Genomic DNA, 17539 nt, shown 5'->3' on the forward strand with positions numbered 1-17539 from the left:
GTCAAAATTAGGACGGCGCCTTTCATGCGTCCAATGCACAAAGCTGCGATGATTGATGCTCCAGTGCATCAATGCAGGTGGTGGGGGTCCATGTCATATCCGGGCAACGGAAAAGACATTCGTGTAACAAGCGCGGGCGGCGGTATCGCGGCGGGTGCCGACGTACCGCCCGAGGCGTGGGCCGCGCTGCTCAGCCCGCGCCTCGCCCAGTTCGCCGCCGTCGCCCGGCACGAGCACATCACCCAGGCCGCGCGCGAACTCGGCGTACCGCAGTCCACGCTCAGCCGTGCCATGGCCCGGCTGGAGGCCGACCTGGGGGTGGCGTTGCTCGCCCGGCACGGCCGCAACGTCAGCCTCACCCCGGCGGGCCGGGCCTTCGCCCGCTCCGTGGAGCGCTCGCTCGGCGAGATCGGCCGCGCGGCGGAGGCGGTGCGCGCGGACGCGGATCCGGCGGCCGGCAAGGTGGCGTTCGGGTTCCTGCACACCATGGGTCCGGAAACCGTACCCGCCCTCATCCGGGAGTTCCGCGTGGACCACCCCCGGGTGCGGTTCGCGCTCGTCCAGAGCTACGGCGAGGACATGATCGAGCGGATGCGGCTGGGCGAGCTGGACCTGTGCCTGACCTCCCCGATCCCCGAGGCCCCCGACCTGGTGACGCGGCGCCTGGACGAGCAGCGGCTGTTCCTGGTCGTACCGGCCGGGCACCGGCTCGCCAACCGCAAACGGGTGCGGCTGGCCGAGGCGGCGGACGAGCCCTTCGTCACCCTCGAACCCGGTTACGGACTGCGGAAGCTGACGGATGTGCTGTGCGCGCGGGCCGGGTTCATACCGAAGATCGCCTTCGAGGGGGAGGAGCCGGAGACGCTGCGCGGCCTGGTCGCCGCCGGGCTGGGGGTGGCGCTGCTGCCGCCGCCCATGGTGCCCCGGCCCACCGCCCGCGATCTGGTGGTGACGGCTCCCCGGGCGGTGCGCGAGATCGGTGTCGCCTGGCTGGCGGGGCACCCGGACACCCGTCCGGTCGCCGACTTCAAGCGGTTCCTGCTGGGGCGGCGCGGCCGGTTCGCGGGGACCGGCCGCATGGATCCGGACCCGGGGCGGGAGGCGTAGGCCGAGCGGGAGCCGCGGGCGCGCCCCCGCCCCGGCCCCGGACCGCCCGCCCCGCGGCCGCGGGACGACGGGTTTCCTCCCCCTCATCTACGCGCGTAGGCGCTACAGTGCCGGGATGACTCAGAGTTCTCCGTCCCGCCATGCCCCGGTGCCGAACCGGGAACAGATCCTGCGCGCCCCCAAGGTCCTGCTCCACGACCACCTCGACGGCGGGCTGCGCCCGGCCACCATCGTCGAACTCGCCGCCGAGCAGGGCTACGACCGGCTTCCGGCCACCGATCCCGGCAAGCTGGCGGTCTGGTTCCGCGAGGCGGCCGACTCCGGCTCGCTGCCGCGCTATCTGGAGACGTTCGCACACACCTGCGCCGTGATGCAGCGCCGGGACGCGCTCGTCCGGGTGGCGGCCGAATGCGTGGAAGACCTGGCGGCCGACGGGGTGGTATACGCGGAGATCCGGTACGCCCCCGAGCAGCATCTGGAGGACGGGCTCACCCTGGAGGAGGTCGTCGAGGCCGTCAACGAGGGGTTCCGGGAGGGTGAACGGCGCGCCGCCGCGGCCGGCCACCGCATCCGTACCGCCGCGCTGCTCACCGCCATGCGGCACGCCGCCCGCGCGTTCGAGATCGCCGAACTCGCCAACCGTTACCGCGATCGCGGCGTGGCCGGCTTCGACATCGCGGGCGCCGAGGCCGGGTTCCCGCCCACCCGTCACCTGGACGCGTTCGAGTACCTCAAGCGCGAGAACAACCACTTCACCATCCACGCGGGCGAGGCGTTCGGGCTGCCCTCGATCTGGCAGGCGCTCCAGTGGTGCGGCGCCGACCGGCTGGGCCACGGGGTGCGGATCATCGATGACATCGAGGTCGGCGACGACGGCGCGGTACGGCTCGGGCGGCTGGCGGCGTACGTCCGTGACAAGCGGATCCCGCTGGAGATGTGCCCGACCTCCAACCTCCAGACGGGGGCGGCGACCTCGTACGGCGAGCACCCCATCGGTCTGCTGCGGCGGCTGCGTTTCCGGGTGACGGTCAATACCGACAACCGGCTGATGAGCGATACGAGCATGAGCCGTGAATTCGAGCATCTCGTACGGACGTTCCAGTATTCGCTCGACGATCTTCAGTGGTTCACGGTGAATGCCATGAAGTCGGCGTTCATTCCTTTTGATGAACGTCTGGCGATGATCAACGAGGTGATCAAGCCGGGATATGCCGCACTACGCTCCGAGTGGCTGTTCCCATCCGTGTCGGAGAACCCTGCCTGACCTGGCCGGATGGTGACGTGCCGCGGCGTGTGGGCCTGCCGCGAAAGGCAGTTGATCCGACCGGCGGGCGGGACGCGCGAGACATTTCGATCCTTTGCGGCGCGGGCTTTCAGTGGCTACGTTCGCCCTCGGGCCCTAGGCCGCGTCTGACACATCCCGCCTGGCCCGCGACGCCTGGCACGGCACCTCGCTGCGTTGTCGAATCGCCCGAATAACCCGCTATGAGGGCGACTCTCTGCCTTGCGATGCACCGCACCAGCCGCCGCGGGCCTGACCGGCGCTATGTGTCGGACACGGCCTCGCCGCTGACATCCCACCCCACACAAGGACGTAGTGACTCATGAAGCACACCACCGTGAAGACCCTGGGTGCCGCCGCTGTCGGTGCCGCGCTCGCCGCCACCGGTGCGGGTTCCGCCCACGCGCTGGGCGAGGAGCTGGTGGCCGGGACCACCGGTCAGGTCGTGAAGGCCGTGCCGCTGGGCGAGGTGGCCGGCGGTCTCACCGGTAACGGCGGGAACGCCGCCGCCGGCCTCCAGGAGGTCACCAAGCCGCTGAACGGCACCACCGACGCCAACAGCCTGCTCGGCGGCCAGGGCGATGTGCTCAACCAGGCCACCAGCGGTCTGCTCGGCGGGCTGCCCGCGGGCGCGCTCAAGGGCGGGCTGCTCGGCTGACACCAGCCGCTCCCCGCTCCCCGGGCCGGGACCGGGGCGCAGCCGGGTCCGGGGCCACCCGGTCCCGGACCCGGGACACGCACGAAAGAAGGGCCGTACCCCCAGCCGTGGGGTGCGGCCCTTCTCGTTCGTGGTGCTGCCGTGCTGCCCTCCACGCTACCGCGCGCCGGGGGCGAGTCCGACCCGGTGGGCCGTACCGCGCCGCGGCTCGGGCCGCCGGAACGGCGCCGCCGAACCGATCGGCGCCGGCACGGCGTCGGGTTCGGGACGCGGGGACGGCGAGGGCGGAGTGGTGTCGCGCAGCAGCAGATCCCGCAGCTTCCCGTAGCACAGCAGATGCGTGAGGGTGACCCCGGAGGCGTTCAGCAGCAGCGAGTCCACATCGGCGACCCGGGTGGGTTCCAGCGACTGCATGAGTTCGATCCCGAGCGAGATCATCGCCGCCGCGAACACCGTGCGGAAGAGCGAGACGAAGCGGGTGCCGCCCAGCCGCCGGCCCAGCAGCGGCAGCAGCACCCCCAGCGGGGCGAAGACACCCAGGCCCGTGCCGATGGTGCGCAGCGCCTGCCCGGGCCCCGCCGCGAGGTCGGCGCGGATGGTGGCCAGCGGCTCCAGATTGGGCGGTGACACCCACATCACGGACCGCGGGCGCAGCATCAGCCAGCCCACGACGGCGAGGTACACGGTGAGCAGGACGAAGGCCACCACCCGAACCCTCGGGTCGACCTTCTGGTCGCGGATCTCGCCGCGATGACCGCTTTCGCGCTTGGCGAGCCCCGCCGGGCCGCCGTGATGACGGTGCACGGATTCCAGGACGCCCCTGCCCCCCGGTACGGTTCCCCGCGCTCGATGTGACCTGCGGCGCCTACAGCGAGCGGCCCACCGAGGGCGCCGACTCGGGGCTGTGCCGCATCGCCGCGCTGCACGGGTACGTCTGCGGGCGGGGGTCGGGGGAGTCGGCGGGGCCGCCCAGCACCACGGCGTGGCCGTTGCCGAGGCCCTCCACCCCGGCGAAGGTGCAGATGATCTGGGCGAGGGCGAACGCCGGCAGTTCGCTGGGGCGCTGGCTCAGCCGCAGCACCGTCTCCGGGTCGTCGCCGACCGGGCCGGAGACGGCGAGATCCAGGGGCACGGCGCTGGTGAACCCGGCCGCCTGCTCGTCCCCGCCCGGGTCGTTCTGCAACTCGGTCAGCAGGGCGGCGGCCATCCGCAGCCGGTCGGAGCCGACCTCCGCCGTGTCCACGGTGCGCGAGACGGCCTCCACCCGGGTGCCGCAGACCAGGAACACCTCGGCCCCGCCGGTGAGTACCGTCCCGGCGGTGCCGGAGGTCTCCATGGTGGTGTCGCAGCTCGCTCGGGAGGGGGCGGGTCCGGCGTCCACCGGCACATTGGTGGAGCGGATGCCGCACCCGGTGGCGCCGGCCAGCGCGAGGAGCGCGGCGGCCACACCGAGCCCGGTGGTCCGGCCCGCCCGCCCGGTGCGCCGCGTCCGCCGTGTGCGTTCCGTACCTGCCCTCACCTGCTGCGTTCCTCTCCCGGACGGCCGCCCTCGGCGCCGCCGCCATCCCCGTCGTCCCCGCCGTCGGTGTCCGTGTCCTCGTCGTTCTCACTGGGGGGCTGGCGCGGCAGCCGCAGGGTGAACACCGCACCGCCGCCCGGGGCGTTCGCCGCCGAGATCTCGCCGCCGTGCAGATGGGCGTTCTCCAGCGCGATCGACAGCCCAAGACCGCTGCCCTCGGAGCGCGGTCGCGACGCGCTCGCCTTGTAGAAGCGGTCGAAGACGTGTGGCAGCACCTCCTGCGGGATGCCGGGCCCCTGGTCGGCGACCTCCACCACGACATCGTCACGGCCCAGCGCCTCGTCGCTCTCCTCGCGCACCGAGACGCGTACCGACCGGCCGCCGCCGTGCTTGAGGGCGTTGCCGATCAGATTGGCGAGGATGACATCCAGGCGGCGCGGGTCGAGCCGGGCGGTGATCGTGCGGTCGGCGTCCAGCTCGACGGCGTCCAGCCAGGCGCGGGCGTCGATGCAGTGGGTGAGCTGATCGGCGATGTTGACGTCGTCCAGGACCATCTTGGCGGTGCCCGCGTCGAAGCGGGTGACCTCCATCAGGTTCTCGACCAGGCTGTTGAGGCGGCGGGTCTCGCTCACCACCAGCTGGACGGCCGGGGCGACCATCGGGTCGAGGCTGTCGACCTCTTCCTCCAGCACATCGGTGACGGCGGTGATCGCGGTCATCGGGGTGCGCAGTTCGTGCGACATGTCGGCGACGAAGCGGCGGCTGGCGGCCTCCCGGGCCCGCAGATCCTCCACCCGGCGCTCCAGGGACTCCGCGGCGGCGTTGAACGTACGGGACAGCTCCGCCAGTTCGTCCGCGCCGCGCTCCTCGAGACGGGTGTGCAGCTTGCCCTCGCCCAGCCGCTGCGCCGCGTTGCTCAGCCGGGCCACGGGCCGCAGCACCGTGGTGGCGGCGGCCTGGGCGAGCAGCGCCGAGCCGATGACGGCCAGCGCGGTGGCGATGCCCAGCGACCAGGCGAGCGAGTTGAGATCGTCGCGCTCCGGTATGAGGGAGGCCAGCAGGTAGCCGGTCGGGCCGCCGTCGATGACCTGCGCGCCGCCGATGAGATACGGGTCGCCGTCGATCTCCACCCGCTGCCAGTACAGGTGGTACGGGGCTTCGGTGTCCTCGCGCCGCTGGTGCACCGCGTCGACGAGGGAAGCCGGCACCATGTCGAGCCGGAAGCTCTTGGGGGCGGTCTCGATGACGCAGTCGCCGTCCTCGCCGCCCCGGTCGACCAGCACCACCTGATAGGTCTGGTTGCCGCTGGTCATGATCGTGCCCATGTCGCGCAGCATTTCGCAGGCGGGATCCTCGGGGAGCCCGCCCGCGCCGTCGCCCAGCGCCTGGGAGAAGTCCTTGAGGGCCGAGTTCTGCGCGCGGGTGAGGACGGCGTCGCGGTTGAGCCAGTACGCGATGCCGGACACCGACACGGCGGCGACCAGCGCCACCAGGGCGAACACCGTGACCAGGCGCAGTCGCAGCGAGGTGAGCCGCAGTGCGCTCCGTATGAACCTGCCCCTGGCGCGCCGTGTCACGAAGGAGTGTCCAGCCGGTAGCCCACGCCGCGCACCGTGCGGATCAGCTTCGGGGAGGACGGCACGTCCTCGACCTTGGCGCGCAGCCGCTGGACGCAGGCGTCCACCAGCCGGGAGTCACCGAGGTAGTCGTGTTCCCACACCAGGCGCAGCAGTTGCTGCCGGGACAGCGCCTGACCGGGGCGGCGGCTGAGTTCGAGCAGGAGCCGCAGCTCGGTGGGGGTGAGCTGGAGGTCCTCGCCGTTCTTGGTGACGGTCATGGCGGCGCGGTCGATGACGATGGCGCCGAAGGTGGCCGCGTCGTGGGACTCGCGCTCGCCGCGTCGCATGACGGCGCGGATCCGGGCGTCCAGCACCCGGCCCTGGACGGGTTTGACCACGTAGTCGTCGGCGCCCGATTCGAGGCCGACGACGACATCGATGTCGTCGCTGCGCGCGGTGAGCAGGATGATGGGCAGCTGGTCGGTGCGGCGAATGCGACGACAGACCTCAAAACCGTCGATTCCGGGCAGGTTGACGTCCAGAACGATGAGATCGGGCCGCTGTTCCCGCAGCAGGGTCAGGCCGTCCTCGCCCGTCGCGGCGGTCACCACCCGGTGCCCCTGGCGGGACAGGCTCATCTCCAGGGCGGTACGTACCGCCTCGTCGTCCTCGATCAGCAACAGGAAAGCCACGCGGCTCATTGTGGCCTATGGACCCCGGAGAGTTCGACCGTGCGTTCCCGGAAGAGGTCCCGGGCGCCTGTGACACCGCTGTGACAGTTGGGGGACGGCCCCATGAAACTGGCCGGGCAGTGTATTCCCCGACACACCGAGTACGGCACGGCGACACGATGGGGGCAGCGGGATGAGCGCACTGCACAGCATCAGCAACACGGCAGTCATCGGTACGACGCGCGCTCGCACCTCCGTGGTTCCCGTGCGGTGCGACGTGACGGGGAACACGTCGTCCGGCGCCGCGAACAGGCTGGGGGGCCATCGCGGCACCGGTCATGCGCGTCCGGCGCACCTCAGTGCGGTGGACGCGGTGGGGGGGAAGACGGGGGAGACCGGGGGGAACGGGGGAACCGTGCGGGGAGCGCGGCGCGAGGGGGTCACGGAGGCGGAGTTCACCGCCTACGTGCGAGAGCGCCGCGCCTCCCTGTACGCCACCGCCTACCACCTCACCGGTGACCGGCACGAGGCGGAGGACCTGCTCCAGAGCGCGCTGCTGTCCACGTACCGCGCCTGGGAGCGGATCACCGACAAGGCGGCGGTCGGCGGCTACCTGCGCCGCACCATGACCAACCTGCACATCAGCGCGTGGCGCCGCCGCAAGCTGAACGAGTACCCGACCGAGGAACTGCCCGAGTCCCCCGGCGAGTACGACACGATGCGCGGCACCGAACTGCGCACCGTGCTGTGGCAGGCGCTGGCGCGGCTGCCCGAACAGCAGCGCACCATGCTGGTGCTGCGCTACTACGAGGGTCAGACCGACCCGGAGATCGCGGAGACGCTGAACATCAGCGTCGGCACCGTCAAGAGCAGCATCTGGCGCACCCTGCGCCGGCTGCGCGAGGACCGCTCGCTGAACATGGGGCGGGACGTGGAGGAGTCCTTCGGCGAGCTGGTGGCCTGAGGGGGCGGGGGGACACGGGGGAAACCGGGGGACACGGGGGAACCCGAGGGAAGGGGGAACGGGGGAACACGGGGGATCACGGGGGAAAGAACGGGGTCCGGTGCCTGGGGGGCGCCGGACCCCGCTGACGTTCGCGGCTGGTGCTCAGAGGCTTGGGAGCTCTGACCGAGGGACCCTCACCACTTGATGGAGGGACGGAGCCTCTCGCACGGAGCGGCCATCACGCGCCGTCCTCCTCGTTCAGCCCCAGCAGCCGCCGGACCTCCTCGTGGGGGATGAGTTCCAGCGTGCCTTCGGCCTTCCGGCGTCGGTACTCGGCTACCGCCAAGGCGTCTTCCAGGTCCGCCAGATCCTCGGGGTGGATGAGTACCGCCGCGGCGCGGCCGTGTTCCGTGATCGTGATGCGTTCGTGCGAACGTGCGAACGTGCGACCCGATGAACGAGCGTCCCGAGGGCATCCGGGGCCTCCGTCATCGTGTAGGTGTCACTCATACCGAGAAGGTACAGATCTCCGCCGAGCCGAAAAATCGTCGCCCGTCGGGCAGGGCCGGCCGCCCCGTGCCTTAGACCGTCGCGCCGCTCAGCCGCGCGATGCGCGCGCGGGCCTCGTCCCGGCCGCACGGGTGGGCCCCCTGCTCCACGTGCCGGGCCACGATCCGGCCCTCCGCCCGCATGAGCTTCCAGCCGCGCCGCAGCAGGAACACCAGCGACTTGCGGGACTCCCGCACATCGCGCGTCAGCCGGCGCCGGAAGGTGGTCAGCGGCCGGTTGCGCAGACACAGGGTGTCCGCCGCCAGGCCCTCGCGCCGGCACCGCTCGCTGATCTCCGCCGCGAAGATCCCTTCCGCGATGAACAGCGGCGCGCCGCCCAGGTCGAGCGGCGCGCTGCCGGTGAGCGCGGAGGTGGAGATGTCGTACACCGGGACGGTGGCGCTGCCCGCCGCGCACAGCCGGCGCACCGCGTCCAGCGCCGCGTCGGCGTTCCACGAGGCGGGGTCGTCCCAGTCCGTGCCGGAGCCGTCGGGCAGCGGCGGCACGGTGGGGTCCGTGCCCTCCTTGTAGAAGTCGTCGAGCCGCAGCACCGGGAGCCCGGAGCGTACGGCGAGCCGGGACTTCCCGGATCCGGAGGGGCCGGTCAGCAGGATGACCCGGGCCCGGGGTCCGGGCTCCGGATCCGCCTGCGACGTGGGGGGTATCGGCGGCGTCTGCGGCGTAACGGTCACGGGACCCCATTGTCCCGTATGCGCGCCGTTCAGACGCCGATGGGGTGCCAGACGGTCTTCGTTTCCAGGAACGTCAGCAGCCGCCCGGTGCCCGGGTCGGCCGTCCAGTCCTCGTCGGCGGGCCGCAGCACGCGCTTGAGGTTGTCGGCCGCCGCCGTCTCCAGCTGGGTGGCCAGCTCGGCGTCACCGCCCGCGCCGGTCAGATCGATCGCGTTGACGTCCTGGTGCGCCGCCAGCGGCACACCCAGCTCCGCCGTGTCGCCGGAGAGGATGTTGACGACCCCGCCCGGTACGTCGGAGGTGGCCAGCACCTCGGCGAACGACAGCGCGGGCAGCGGCGCGGCGGCACTGGTCACCACCACGGCCGTGTTGCCGCCCGCGATCACCGGCGCCAGCACGGACACCAGGCCCAGCAACGAGGACTTCTGCGGAGCCAGGACGGCGACCACTCCGGTGGGCTCGGGCACCGAGAGGTTGAAGAACGGCCCGGCCACCGGGTTGGCGCCCCCGGCGATCTGGGCGATCTTGTCGGTCCAGCCCGCGTACCAGACCCAGCGGTCGGCGGCGGCGTCCACCGCCGCCAGCGCCGCCTCCACCGACAGCCCCTCGGCGTCGGCGACCTCGGCGGCGAACTGCTCGCGCCGCCCGGTCAGCATCTCGGCGACCCGGTACAGCACCTGGCCCCGGTTGTAGGCGGTCGCGCCGGACCATCCGGCGAACGCCTTGCGGGCGGCGACCACCGCGTCGCGGGCGTCCTTGCGGGAGGACTGGGGGGCGTTGGCCAGCCAGCCGCCGCGGGAGTCGGTCACCTCGTACACCCGTCCGCTCTCGGAGCGGGGGAACTTGCCCCCGACGAACAGCTTGTAGGTCTTGAGCACGCTCAGCCGCGCGGGAGCCGGCGCCGCCTTCGCGGTCTTCTTCTTGTCGGACCTGTCAGACATTGAGGTACGCCTCCAGCCCGTGCCGGCCGCCCTCGCGCCCGAAGCCGGACTCCTTGTAGCCGCCGAACGGCGACGCGGGATCGAACTTGTTGAACGTGTTGGCCCAGACGACGCCCGCCCGCAGCTTGTCGGCCACCGACAGGATCCGCGAGCCCTTCTCCGTCCAGATGCCGGCGGACAGCCCGTACGGGGTGTTGTTCGCCTTGGCCACCGCCTCCTCGGGGGTGCGGAAGGTCAGCACCGACAGCACCGGGCCGAAGATCTCCTCGCGGGCGATGCGGTGCGACTGCTGGACCTCGGTGAACAGCGTCGGCGCGAACCAGTAGCCCTGGGAGGGCAGTTCGCACGAGGCGGGCTGCCAGCGACCGGCGCCCTCCGCCTCACCGGCCGCCGCCAGCTCCCGGATGCGGGCCAGCTGCTCGGCGGAGTTGATGGCGCCGATGTCGGTGTTCTTGTCCAGCGGGTCGCCCACCCGCAGCGTCTCCATGCGCCGCTTGAGGGCGTCCAGCAGCTCCTCCTGGATCGACTCCTGGACCAGCAGCCGCGATCCGGCGCAGCACACATGGCCCTGGTTGAAGAAGATGCCGTTGACGATGCCCTCGACCGCCTGGTCGATGGGCGCGTCGTCGAAGACGATGTTCGCGGCCTTGCCGCCCAGTTCGAGGGTGAGCCGCTTGTGGGTGCCGGCGACCGTACGGGCGATGGCCCGCCCGACCTCCGTCGATCCGGTGAAGGCCACCTTGTCGATGCCGGGGTGGGCGACCAGCTCGGCGCCGGTGGAGCCGTCCCCGGTGAGGATGTTGACGACACCGCGCGGCAGTCCGGCCTGGCGGCAGATGTCGGCGAAGAACAGCGCCGACAGCGGGGTCGTCTCGGCCGGCTTGAGGACGACCGTGTTGCCGGTGGCCAGCGCGGGCGCGACCTTCCAGGCCAGCATCAGCAGCGGGAAGTTCCACGGGATGACCTGGCCCGCGACCCCCACCGGGCGGGGGTCGGGTCCGAAGCCCGCGTACCGCAGCTTGTCCGCCCAGCCCGCGTAGTAGAAGAAGTGCGCGGCGGCCTGCGGGAGATCGGTGTCGCGGGACTCCCGGATCGGCTTGCCGTTGTCGAGCGACTCCAGGACGGCCAGTTCGCGCGAGCGCTCCTGGATCAGGCGCGCTATGCGGAAGAGGTATTTGGCGCGTTCGGCGCCGGGCAGCGCCGACCAGGGGCCGAAGGCGGTGCGGGCGGCCCGTACCGCCGCGTCCACGTCCGCCGCCCCGGCGTGGGCGACCTCGGAGAGCCGCTCCTCCGTGGCGGGGGAGTGGGTGGGGAAGACCTTGTCCTCGGCGGCGGGCCGGAACTCGCCGTCGATGAACAGGCCGTAGGAGGGTGCGATGTCGACGACGGCGCGCGACTCGGGCGCGGGTGCGTACGCGAAGATGCTCATCTGTTGGGGTGTCCTTGCGTCCTCGGTCAGTCGACGGTGACGTAATCGGGGCCGCTGTAGCGGCCGGTGGCCAGCTTCTGGCGCTGCATGAGCAGGTCGTTCAGCAGGCTGGAGGCGCCGAGCCGGAACCAGTCGGGGGACAGCCAGTCGGGACCGGCGGTCTCGTTCACCAGCACGAGGTACTTGATGGCGTCCTTGGTGGTGCGGATTCCGCCGGCCGGCTTGACCCCGATCTGGCGGCCGGTGGCGGCACGGAAGTCGCGCACGGCCTCCAGCATGAGGAGGGTGTTGGGGAGGGTCGCGTTGACGGATACCTTCCCCGTCGAGGTCTTGATGAAGTCCGCCCCGGCCAGCATCGCCAGCCAGGAGGCGCGGCGGATGTTGTCGTAGGTCGACAACTCGCCGTTCTCCAGGATCACCTTCAGATGGGCGGGCCCGGCGGCCTCGCGCACGGCGGTGATCTCCTCGAAGACCTTCAGGTAGCGGCCGGAGAGAAACGCGCCCCGGTCGATGACCATGTCCACCTCGTCCGCGCCGGCGGCCACGGCGTCGCGCGTGTCGGCCAGTTTGACGGGGAGGGCGGCGCGGCCGGCCGGGAAGGCGGTCGCGACGGAGGCGACCTTGAGGGGCGTGCCGGCGAGCGCTTCCTTGGCGATGTTCACCATGTCGGGGTAGACGCAGATGGCGGCGACCTGGGGTGCGCTCGGGTCGCTCGGCTCGGGCCGCGCGCCCTTGGCGCACAGCGAGCGCACCTTGCCCGGGGTGTCCGCGCCCTCCAGGGTGGTCAGGTCGATCATGGAGATGGCCAGATCGATGGCCTCCGCCTTCGCGGTGGTCTTGATCGAGCGGGTGCCGAGGGTGGCGGCACGGGCTTCCAGGCCGACCGTGTCGACTCCTGGCAGGCCGTGCAGGTGGCGGCGCAGGGCCGCGTCGGAGGCGGTGACATCCGCGAGGGCGGCGGGGGCGGTGGGTGGCATGCTCACCAGACGAGCATATCTACGCGCGTAGTGGGAGGCCACCCCCACGGCCCCTCTGGAACTCTCCCTCGTCTCGGGCCTCATCCGATGACCACCCCGGTCACCCCCTGGAGCACCAGGCGTCGCGATGCGGTTGCCCGTGGGGCGGAGGGAATCCGGACGAGGGGGCGAGCTGATCCACGACTCGCGGACCGACAGCGTTTTCCCGTAGCGCGAACCCCTCGGAGGCCGGAAAGCAGCGGGTGTCCGGCAGAATCGTGGGCATGACGAGTGAGCCCCCCCAGTACGCCGACCGCGTCTACCGTTCCGGTTCGGCGCTCGCCGCCGGTGTGCTGCTGATCGGCCTGGCCGTCTGGCTGGGAGGCGACGCCATCCTGCGCGGGGACGGACGGACGCCGGTGGTCGCGGCGGCGGCGCTGCTGCTGTTCGTGCCGCTGGTCTCCGCGTTCACCTTCCGCCCGGCGGTCTTCGCCGGTGCCGAGCGGCTGCGGGTGCGCAACCCCTTCCGTACCGTGGTGGCCCCCTGGGCCGCGGTGGAGAGCGTGAAGGCCGCCTACTCGTGCGAGCTGCGGGCCGGCGGTGCCACCTATCAGCTGTGGGCGATCCCGGTGTCGCTGCGCGCCCGTGGCAAGGCGACCCGTCACAACGAGCGCCTCGCCGCCGGCGAACAGCCGCGCGGCGGCATGTTCGGCCTGGGCGGCCGTGACCGGATCGGCCAGGACGCCGACCAGCCCCGTACCGCTCCCTCCGACGTGGCGGTGGCGGAGCTGCGCGACCTGGCCGAGCGCCACGCGGGCGACCCGGGCGCCCAGGGCGAGGTCACGGTGCGCTGGTCCTACGAGACGCTCGCCCCCGCGGCGGTGGGCGCGGTGGGCCTGCTGATCCTGTGGATCACCGGCTGACCGCCTCTCCCGGACGGAGCGGAAGGACGCTGAGGGGCATGCCGCCGGACGACGCGTCCTCGCGCATGCCGAAGCGGGAGCGTCCGTCCGGAGCGATCCGTACGACCTGAGGTCACCCGGCCCCTCCCCGTTGACGTGCTCCGCGTGCCGAGAGACCACGCGGGCACCGCTGGCGTGTTCACGATCCACTGGCCAAGCACTGCACATCGTCCGGAGCGCCCCGGTCAGGTGACGACGCGGGTGCGTACGTGTTCCGCCCCGGTCCGCCCCTCCGGGTGTCGCTCAGCGCATGACGCGTTCGATCAGGGTCTGCCAGCCGTCGCCGAGGAAGCGTTCGATCTCGTCGGCGTCCGGCGGGTTCTCCGCGTCCCACATCCGGGAGGCCGGGAGCAGCAGCGGTCCCTCCAGGGCGGCGGTGAGCTGGAGGGACAGGGCGGTCAGGCCGGGTCCCTCCATCCGGGCCTGACCGAGCAGCGCGCGGATGTGGAGCTGGGAGACCCCCGGTTCGCCGGGTGGCATGGACTGATGGCGTTCCATGCTGGCCCGGGCGAGGGCGTGGTGATCCAGGATGAACGCGATCCGGGCCCGGCCGTACGCGATGAGGCGCTCGGCCGGGTCGGCGCCGGGGCCCAGGGGCGGGGGTCCGGAGAGCACCTGTTCCTGGAAGTGCCGCTCGTCGGCGTCCAGCAGCGCGCGGAAGATACCCGCCCGGGTGCCGAAGCGGCGGAAGACGGTGCCCTTGCCCAGGCCGGCCCGCTCGGCGAGGCCGTCCATCGTCACCTTGTCCGCGCCCAGTTCCGCGAGCATCTCGCGGGCGGTGCGCAGCAGATGCTCGCGGTTGCGCACGGCGTCGGCGCGCTCGGCGCGCGGTTTCCCGAAGGGGACGAGAGAGGGGTCCACGGGTCCAATCTACCGCCCGGGGCATATAACCGGGGTGAAGTCCGTTTATAGTGAACCCAGGCCGCGGTCGATCGCCACCGCGGGCCGCCCGACCCTGCGAGGAAGCCACCCCATGAACCTGTTCCGTCTGGACGCCAGCATCTTCCCCGGCACCTCCGGCAGCGCCGAGATCGCCGACATCGCCGAGGCGCAGTGGACCGCCGCCCACCCCGGCGCCGCCGTGACCCGCCGCCACCTGGCCACCGACGCGCTCCCGGCCGATGCCTGGGCCACCGCCATCGCCGCGGGCTTCACCCCCGAGGCGGACCGCAGCGCCGGGCAGCGCGACGCCGTCGCCCTGGGTGCCACGCTGGCCGCCGAACTGGAGAACGCCGACGCCGCCATCCTGGCCGTACCGCTGTACAACTACGGCGTCTCCCAGCACTTCAAGACCTGGGTGGACCTCGTCATCGCGGGCGCGGGGCCCACCACTCCGCTGCTGAAGGGCACCCCCACCGTGCTGGTCACCACCCTCGGCGGCGGCTACGGCCCGGGCACCCCGCGCGAGGGCTGGGACCACTCCACCCCGTACCTGCGGCGCGTCCTCGCCGACATCTGGCAGGCCGACCTCACCGTAATCAAGCGCGAACTCACTCTCGCCGCCACCACCCCGGGCATGGAGAGCCTCAAGGACCTGGCCGAGGAGCAGCACACCCAGGCCCTGGCCGCCGCCCGCGAGGCCGGGCAGGCGCTCGCCGGGAGCTGACCGGCTCAGAGGTGGGACGGCCCGGCGCGGCCCGCCGTCCCACCCCCCCCGTGAGCCGTCCGCCACCAGGTCACAGCCAGACGGTCCCCAGCCCGCCCGCCGCACCCGCCGCCACCAGCAACCCGATGTTGAGCCCGATCAGCCGGGCCTCGCCACGCGACAGATGCACCACGATGCCTCCCACCTGGACCAGGAACAGCCCGATCGCGGAAGCGAAGGCCAGCCACGGCGCCACCCCGGTCAGCGGAGGCAGGATCAGACCCACCGCCCCGAGCACTTCCAGCGTCCCGATGGTCCGGACGGCCGGCATCGGAACCCGGTCCACCCAGCCCATCATCGGCCGGAGCTGTTCCTGGCTCTGGGCGATCTTCTTGCCCCCGGCGTAGAGGTAGAACACGGCGAGCAGCGCGGCGACGATCCAGTAGGCGACGGTCACGAGAACCCCTTGCGGCAATAGTTACCGGACGTAAGTTGCCTCATCGTGAGTCACCATGGAACGGCTTACAAAAGGCACACCGATGTGCCCTACGCACAAGGGGCTGTCATGTCGCGGTACCAACACACCTGCATGATCCGGGGCGACGGCGGACGGACGATCCGCGCCGTGCTCGACCGGATCTGCGACAAATGGACGCTGCTGATCGTCGCGACCCTGGACGAGGGGTGCCTGCGCTTCACCGATCTGCACCGGCAGATCCCCGGCATCTCCCAGCGCATGCTCACCCTGACCCTGCGGAACCTGGAGCGCGACGGGCTGGTCTCCCGCACGGCCTACGCGGAGGTTCCGCCGCGCGTCGAGTACGAGCTGACGCCCACCGGCCGCAGCCTCATCCCGCCCGCGCTCGGCCTGGCCGGCTGGGCCATGGAGCACATCGAGGAGATCGAGGCCAGCCGGGAAGCATACGGCGAGCGTCCGGGTGCGGGGGCCGCCGGCGCGTGACACGATCCGCGAAAACGGCGGGTGACCGGGAGGTTCTGTCATGCGGGTGTTCGTCACAGGGGCGTCCGGCTGGATCGGCTCCGCCGTCCTCCCCGAGCTGATCGGCGCCGGACACCAGGTCCTCGGCCTCGCCCGCTCGGACGCCTCGGCCGCCACCGTCGCCGCGACGGGCGCCGACGTCCTGCGCGGTGACCTGAAGGACCCGGTCGTCCTGCGCGCCGGGGCCGCCGGCTGCGACGGGGTCATCCATCTGGCGTTCGTCCACGACTTCACGGACTTCGAGGGCGCGGTCAGGGCCGACGCGCTCGCCGTCCAGGCACTCGGCGCGGCCCTGGAGAACACCGGCAAACCGCTCGTCGTCACGGCGGGAACCCCGGCCGTGGCCGGGCGGGTCGCCACCGAACGCGACACCGCGGAACCCGGCTCCATGGCGGCGGGCCGCGAGCAGAACGCCGCCCTGGCCCTCACCACGGCGGACCGGGGCGTCCGCTCCGCCGTGCTGCGGCTGCCCCGTTCCGTCCACGGCGCGGGCGACCGGCACGGCTTCGTCGCCCGGTTGACCGCCACCGCCCGCGAGCGGGGCGTGGCGGGCTACGTCGGCGACGGCTCCAGCCGCTGGCCCGCCGTGCACGTACGGGACGCCGCCCATCTCTACCGGCTGGCGCTGGAGAACGCCCCGGCCGGGAGCGTGCTGCACGCGGTGGGCGACGAGGGAGTGCCCACCCGTGACATCGCCACCGCCATCGGCGGCGCGCTGAACCTGCCGACCGCCTCCGTGCCGCGTGAGGACTTCGGCTTCCTGGGCCCGCTGCTCGCCCTCGACCAGCCGGCCTCGGCCGCCGCGACCCGCGAACTCCTCGGCTGGGAGCCGGTCGGTCCCGGCCTCATCGAGGACATCGACCAGGGCCGCTATCTGTCACCTTGATGTCCACCACAGCGCGGCGACCGCCGCCATGGCCGCGGTCGTCACCGTGCAGGTGACAGCGAGCCGCCCCGCGCGGAACGTGGCCCGGCCGACGGTACGGGCGGTGCGCCCGATCGGCGGCGGGGCAACGGGATCGGGGTAGGTGCGCACCCACTGGGCGAGATGCCCGGTGCAGGTCTCACAGGCCAGAAACGGCGCGTGCCGTCCGCCGCTGATCACCGGCCCGAGCCACTTCACCGGCGCGTCCCGCCGCCGGCACATCAGACAACGGCCGCGCTCGGTCCACCCGGTCAGGAAGTGCGTGCTCGCCCACACCTGGAGCGAGGGCACGGGAGTCGCCGCACTCATCGGTCCTCCCTCCGGCGACGGTACGCACGTGGCGGGGGCGGGCTGAGCCGCGTCACGGTCAGCGCGGAACGGCAGTGCAGCGTCAGGATCTCGCCCGTCGCGAAGCGGAGCTGTTTGGCGCCGTTCGGCAGCCCGTTCAGATCGGCGACCGTCAACGTCCGCCCGCCCAGGGTGACCGCGTCGCCCACCCGCACACTGTCGGCCGTGACCTCGACGGCGCGGTTCCACCCGCTCTCCTCGACGCCCCTCACGACGCCTCCCGACGAGGACGTTCGTTCGGGCGCTCATAGCCGACGTCCTTGAGATGCTGCCGGACCTCGTGGAGCAGAACATCCAGCGGATCGGTCAACTCACCCGATTTTGCCGACACTTCACTCTCTTCCGGGTCGGGTGGTGGAGGGGGCGCATTCGTGGCCGTGGCCATGGCTATCACCTTCCGTAACTCATTG

At 72.1% G+C, this 17539-nt stretch carries 21 protein-coding genes; 8 read left to right on the forward strand and 13 right to left on the reverse strand.

All coding sequences use genetic code 11. The features are described from left to right. The first annotated feature begins 90 nt into the window (after positions 1-90). From SXIM_RS17315 to SXIM_RS17325, 3 genes are all read left to right on the forward strand, one after another. Positions 91-1107 (forward strand): LysR family transcriptional regulator, encoded by a 1017-nt coding sequence (locus SXIM_RS17315; protein ID WP_030728690.1) that lies wholly within the window; start codon positions 91-93, stop codon positions 1105-1107. A 115-nt stretch (positions 1108-1222) separates the two neighbouring features. Beyond that, entirely contained in the window at positions 1223-2371 is a 1149-nt protein-coding gene (locus SXIM_RS17320; RefSeq protein ID WP_030728688.1) for an adenosine deaminase, read from the forward strand. 340 nt (positions 2372-2711) lie between these two features. Further along, positions 2712-3047, forward strand: a complete 336-nt coding sequence (locus SXIM_RS17325; RefSeq protein ID WP_030728684.1) for a hypothetical protein — start codon at positions 2712-2714, stop codon at positions 3045-3047. Positions 3048-3203: 156 nt separating this feature from the next. Here the strand turns inward: SXIM_RS17325 and SXIM_RS17330 are convergent, their stop codons facing one another. The 4 genes from SXIM_RS17330 to SXIM_RS17345 all read right to left on the reverse strand — a co-directional run bounded on the left by SXIM_RS17330 (position 3204) and on the right by SXIM_RS17345 (position 6817). After that, entirely contained in the window at positions 3204-3851 is a 648-nt protein-coding gene (locus SXIM_RS17330; RefSeq protein WP_052385087.1) for a VanZ family protein, read from the reverse strand. Positions 3852-3912: 61 nt separating this feature from the next. Further along, on the reverse strand, positions 3913-4566 hold the full coding sequence (locus SXIM_RS17335) for a hypothetical protein (RefSeq protein WP_030728678.1): 654 nt from the start codon (positions 4564-4566) through the stop codon (positions 3913-3915). After that, on the reverse strand, positions 4563-6242 hold the full coding sequence (locus tag SXIM_RS17340; protein ID WP_375878097.1) for an ATP-binding protein: 1680 nt from the start codon (positions 6240-6242) through the stop codon (positions 4563-4565). Before SXIM_RS17340 ends, SXIM_RS17335 begins: the two co-directional genes overlap by 4 nt. Beyond that, complete coding sequence (locus SXIM_RS17345; RefSeq protein ID WP_030728672.1) at positions 6140-6817, reverse strand: response regulator transcription factor; 678 nt, start codon at positions 6815-6817, stop codon at positions 6140-6142. The genes SXIM_RS17340 and SXIM_RS17345 overlap by 103 nt, the downstream gene beginning before the upstream one ends. A gap of 172 nt (positions 6818-6989) precedes the next feature. On the opposite strand from SXIM_RS17345, the gene SXIM_RS17350 reads away from it, so the two are divergent. Further along, positions 6990-7760 carry a SigE family RNA polymerase sigma factor gene (locus tag SXIM_RS17350; RefSeq protein ID WP_030728669.1) on the forward strand — a complete coding sequence of 257 codons (771 nt, stop codon included), beginning with the start codon at positions 6990-6992 and terminating at the stop codon, positions 7758-7760. 563 nt (positions 7761-8323) lie between these two features. Here the strand turns inward: SXIM_RS17350 and SXIM_RS17360 are convergent. From SXIM_RS17360 to deoC, 4 genes are read right to left on the reverse strand one after another with little or no spacing between them, the layout of a single operon-like run. Continuing rightward, positions 8324-8983: a uridine kinase family protein gene (locus tag SXIM_RS17360; protein WP_078846959.1), complete on the reverse strand. Its 660-nt coding sequence runs from the start codon at positions 8981-8983 to the stop codon at positions 8324-8326. A 29-nt stretch (positions 8984-9012) separates the two neighbouring features. Next, a complete protein-coding gene (locus tag SXIM_RS17365) occupies positions 9013-9924 on the reverse strand; it encodes an aldehyde dehydrogenase family protein (protein WP_046724629.1) in 912 nt (303 codons plus the stop codon). Further along, positions 9917-11353 carry an aldehyde dehydrogenase family protein gene (locus tag SXIM_RS17370; RefSeq protein WP_030728658.1) on the reverse strand — a complete coding sequence of 479 codons (1437 nt, stop codon included), beginning with the start codon at positions 11351-11353 and terminating at the stop codon, positions 9917-9919. Before SXIM_RS17370 ends, SXIM_RS17365 begins: the two co-directional genes overlap by 8 nt. A gap of 26 nt (positions 11354-11379) precedes the next feature. Then, the gene (gene deoC, locus SXIM_RS17375) at positions 11380-12330 is read right to left on the reverse strand and encodes a deoxyribose-phosphate aldolase (RefSeq protein ID WP_030728655.1); all 951 of its coding nucleotides are present in this window, start codon (positions 12328-12330) and stop codon (positions 11380-11382) included. A 263-nt stretch (positions 12331-12593) separates the two neighbouring features. Here deoC and SXIM_RS17380 point away from each other — a divergent pair, with 263 nt between their 5' ends. Then, positions 12594-13232 (forward strand): PH domain-containing protein, encoded by a 639-nt coding sequence (locus SXIM_RS17380; RefSeq protein ID WP_046724630.1) that lies wholly within the window; start codon positions 12594-12596, stop codon positions 13230-13232. 282 nt (positions 13233-13514) lie between these two features. Here the strand turns inward: SXIM_RS17380 and SXIM_RS17385 are convergent, their stop codons facing one another. Continuing rightward, positions 13515-14132: a TetR/AcrR family transcriptional regulator gene (locus tag SXIM_RS17385; RefSeq protein ID WP_046724631.1), complete on the reverse strand. Its 618-nt coding sequence runs from the start codon at positions 14130-14132 to the stop codon at positions 13515-13517. A gap of 112 nt (positions 14133-14244) precedes the next feature. Between SXIM_RS17385 and SXIM_RS17390 the strand changes: the two genes are divergently transcribed. Further along, positions 14245-14877 (forward strand): FMN-dependent NADH-azoreductase, encoded by a 633-nt coding sequence (locus SXIM_RS17390; RefSeq protein WP_046724632.1) that lies wholly within the window; start codon positions 14245-14247, stop codon positions 14875-14877. 70 nt (positions 14878-14947) lie between these two features. Here the strand turns inward: SXIM_RS17390 and SXIM_RS17395 are convergent, their stop codons facing one another. After that, positions 14948-15313 carry a DoxX family protein gene (locus tag SXIM_RS17395; RefSeq protein WP_046724633.1) on the reverse strand — a complete coding sequence of 122 codons (366 nt, stop codon included), beginning with the start codon at positions 15311-15313 and terminating at the stop codon, positions 14948-14950. A gap of 108 nt (positions 15314-15421) precedes the next feature. Between SXIM_RS17395 and SXIM_RS17400 the strand changes: the two genes are divergently transcribed. Both SXIM_RS17400 and SXIM_RS17405 read left to right on the forward strand, forming a co-directional pair. Next, positions 15422-15817 (forward strand): winged helix-turn-helix transcriptional regulator, encoded by a 396-nt coding sequence (locus tag SXIM_RS17400; RefSeq protein WP_046724634.1) that lies wholly within the window; start codon positions 15422-15424, stop codon positions 15815-15817. Between the two features lie 40 nt (positions 15818-15857). Next, positions 15858-16742, forward strand: a complete 885-nt coding sequence (locus SXIM_RS17405; RefSeq protein ID WP_046724635.1) for an SDR family oxidoreductase — start codon at positions 15858-15860, stop codon at positions 16740-16742. Here SXIM_RS17405 and SXIM_RS17410 read toward each other — a convergent pair. Genes SXIM_RS17410 through SXIM_RS27490 form a run of 3 tightly spaced genes read right to left on the reverse strand, consistent with a single transcriptional unit; the run spans position 16734 to position 17514 of the window. Further along, positions 16734-17090 (reverse strand): hypothetical protein, encoded by a 357-nt coding sequence (locus tag SXIM_RS17410; protein ID WP_148236130.1) that lies wholly within the window; start codon positions 17088-17090, stop codon positions 16734-16736. The genes SXIM_RS17405 and SXIM_RS17410 overlap by 9 nt on opposite strands. Further along, positions 17087-17341 carry a hypothetical protein gene (locus SXIM_RS17415; protein ID WP_046724637.1) on the reverse strand — a complete coding sequence of 85 codons (255 nt, stop codon included), beginning with the start codon at positions 17339-17341 and terminating at the stop codon, positions 17087-17089. The genes SXIM_RS17410 and SXIM_RS17415 overlap by 4 nt, the downstream gene beginning before the upstream one ends. Then, a complete protein-coding gene (locus SXIM_RS27490; RefSeq protein ID WP_168222774.1) occupies positions 17338-17514 on the reverse strand; it encodes a hypothetical protein in 177 nt (58 codons plus the stop codon). Before SXIM_RS27490 ends, SXIM_RS17415 begins: the two co-directional genes overlap by 4 nt. Positions 17515-17539 lie beyond the last annotated feature (25 nt).

The sequence above is a fragment of the Streptomyces xiamenensis genome (assembly GCF_000993785.3).
In the GTDB taxonomy this organism is placed as follows: Bacteria; Actinomycetota; Actinomycetes; order Streptomycetales; family Streptomycetaceae; genus Streptomyces; species Streptomyces xiamenensis.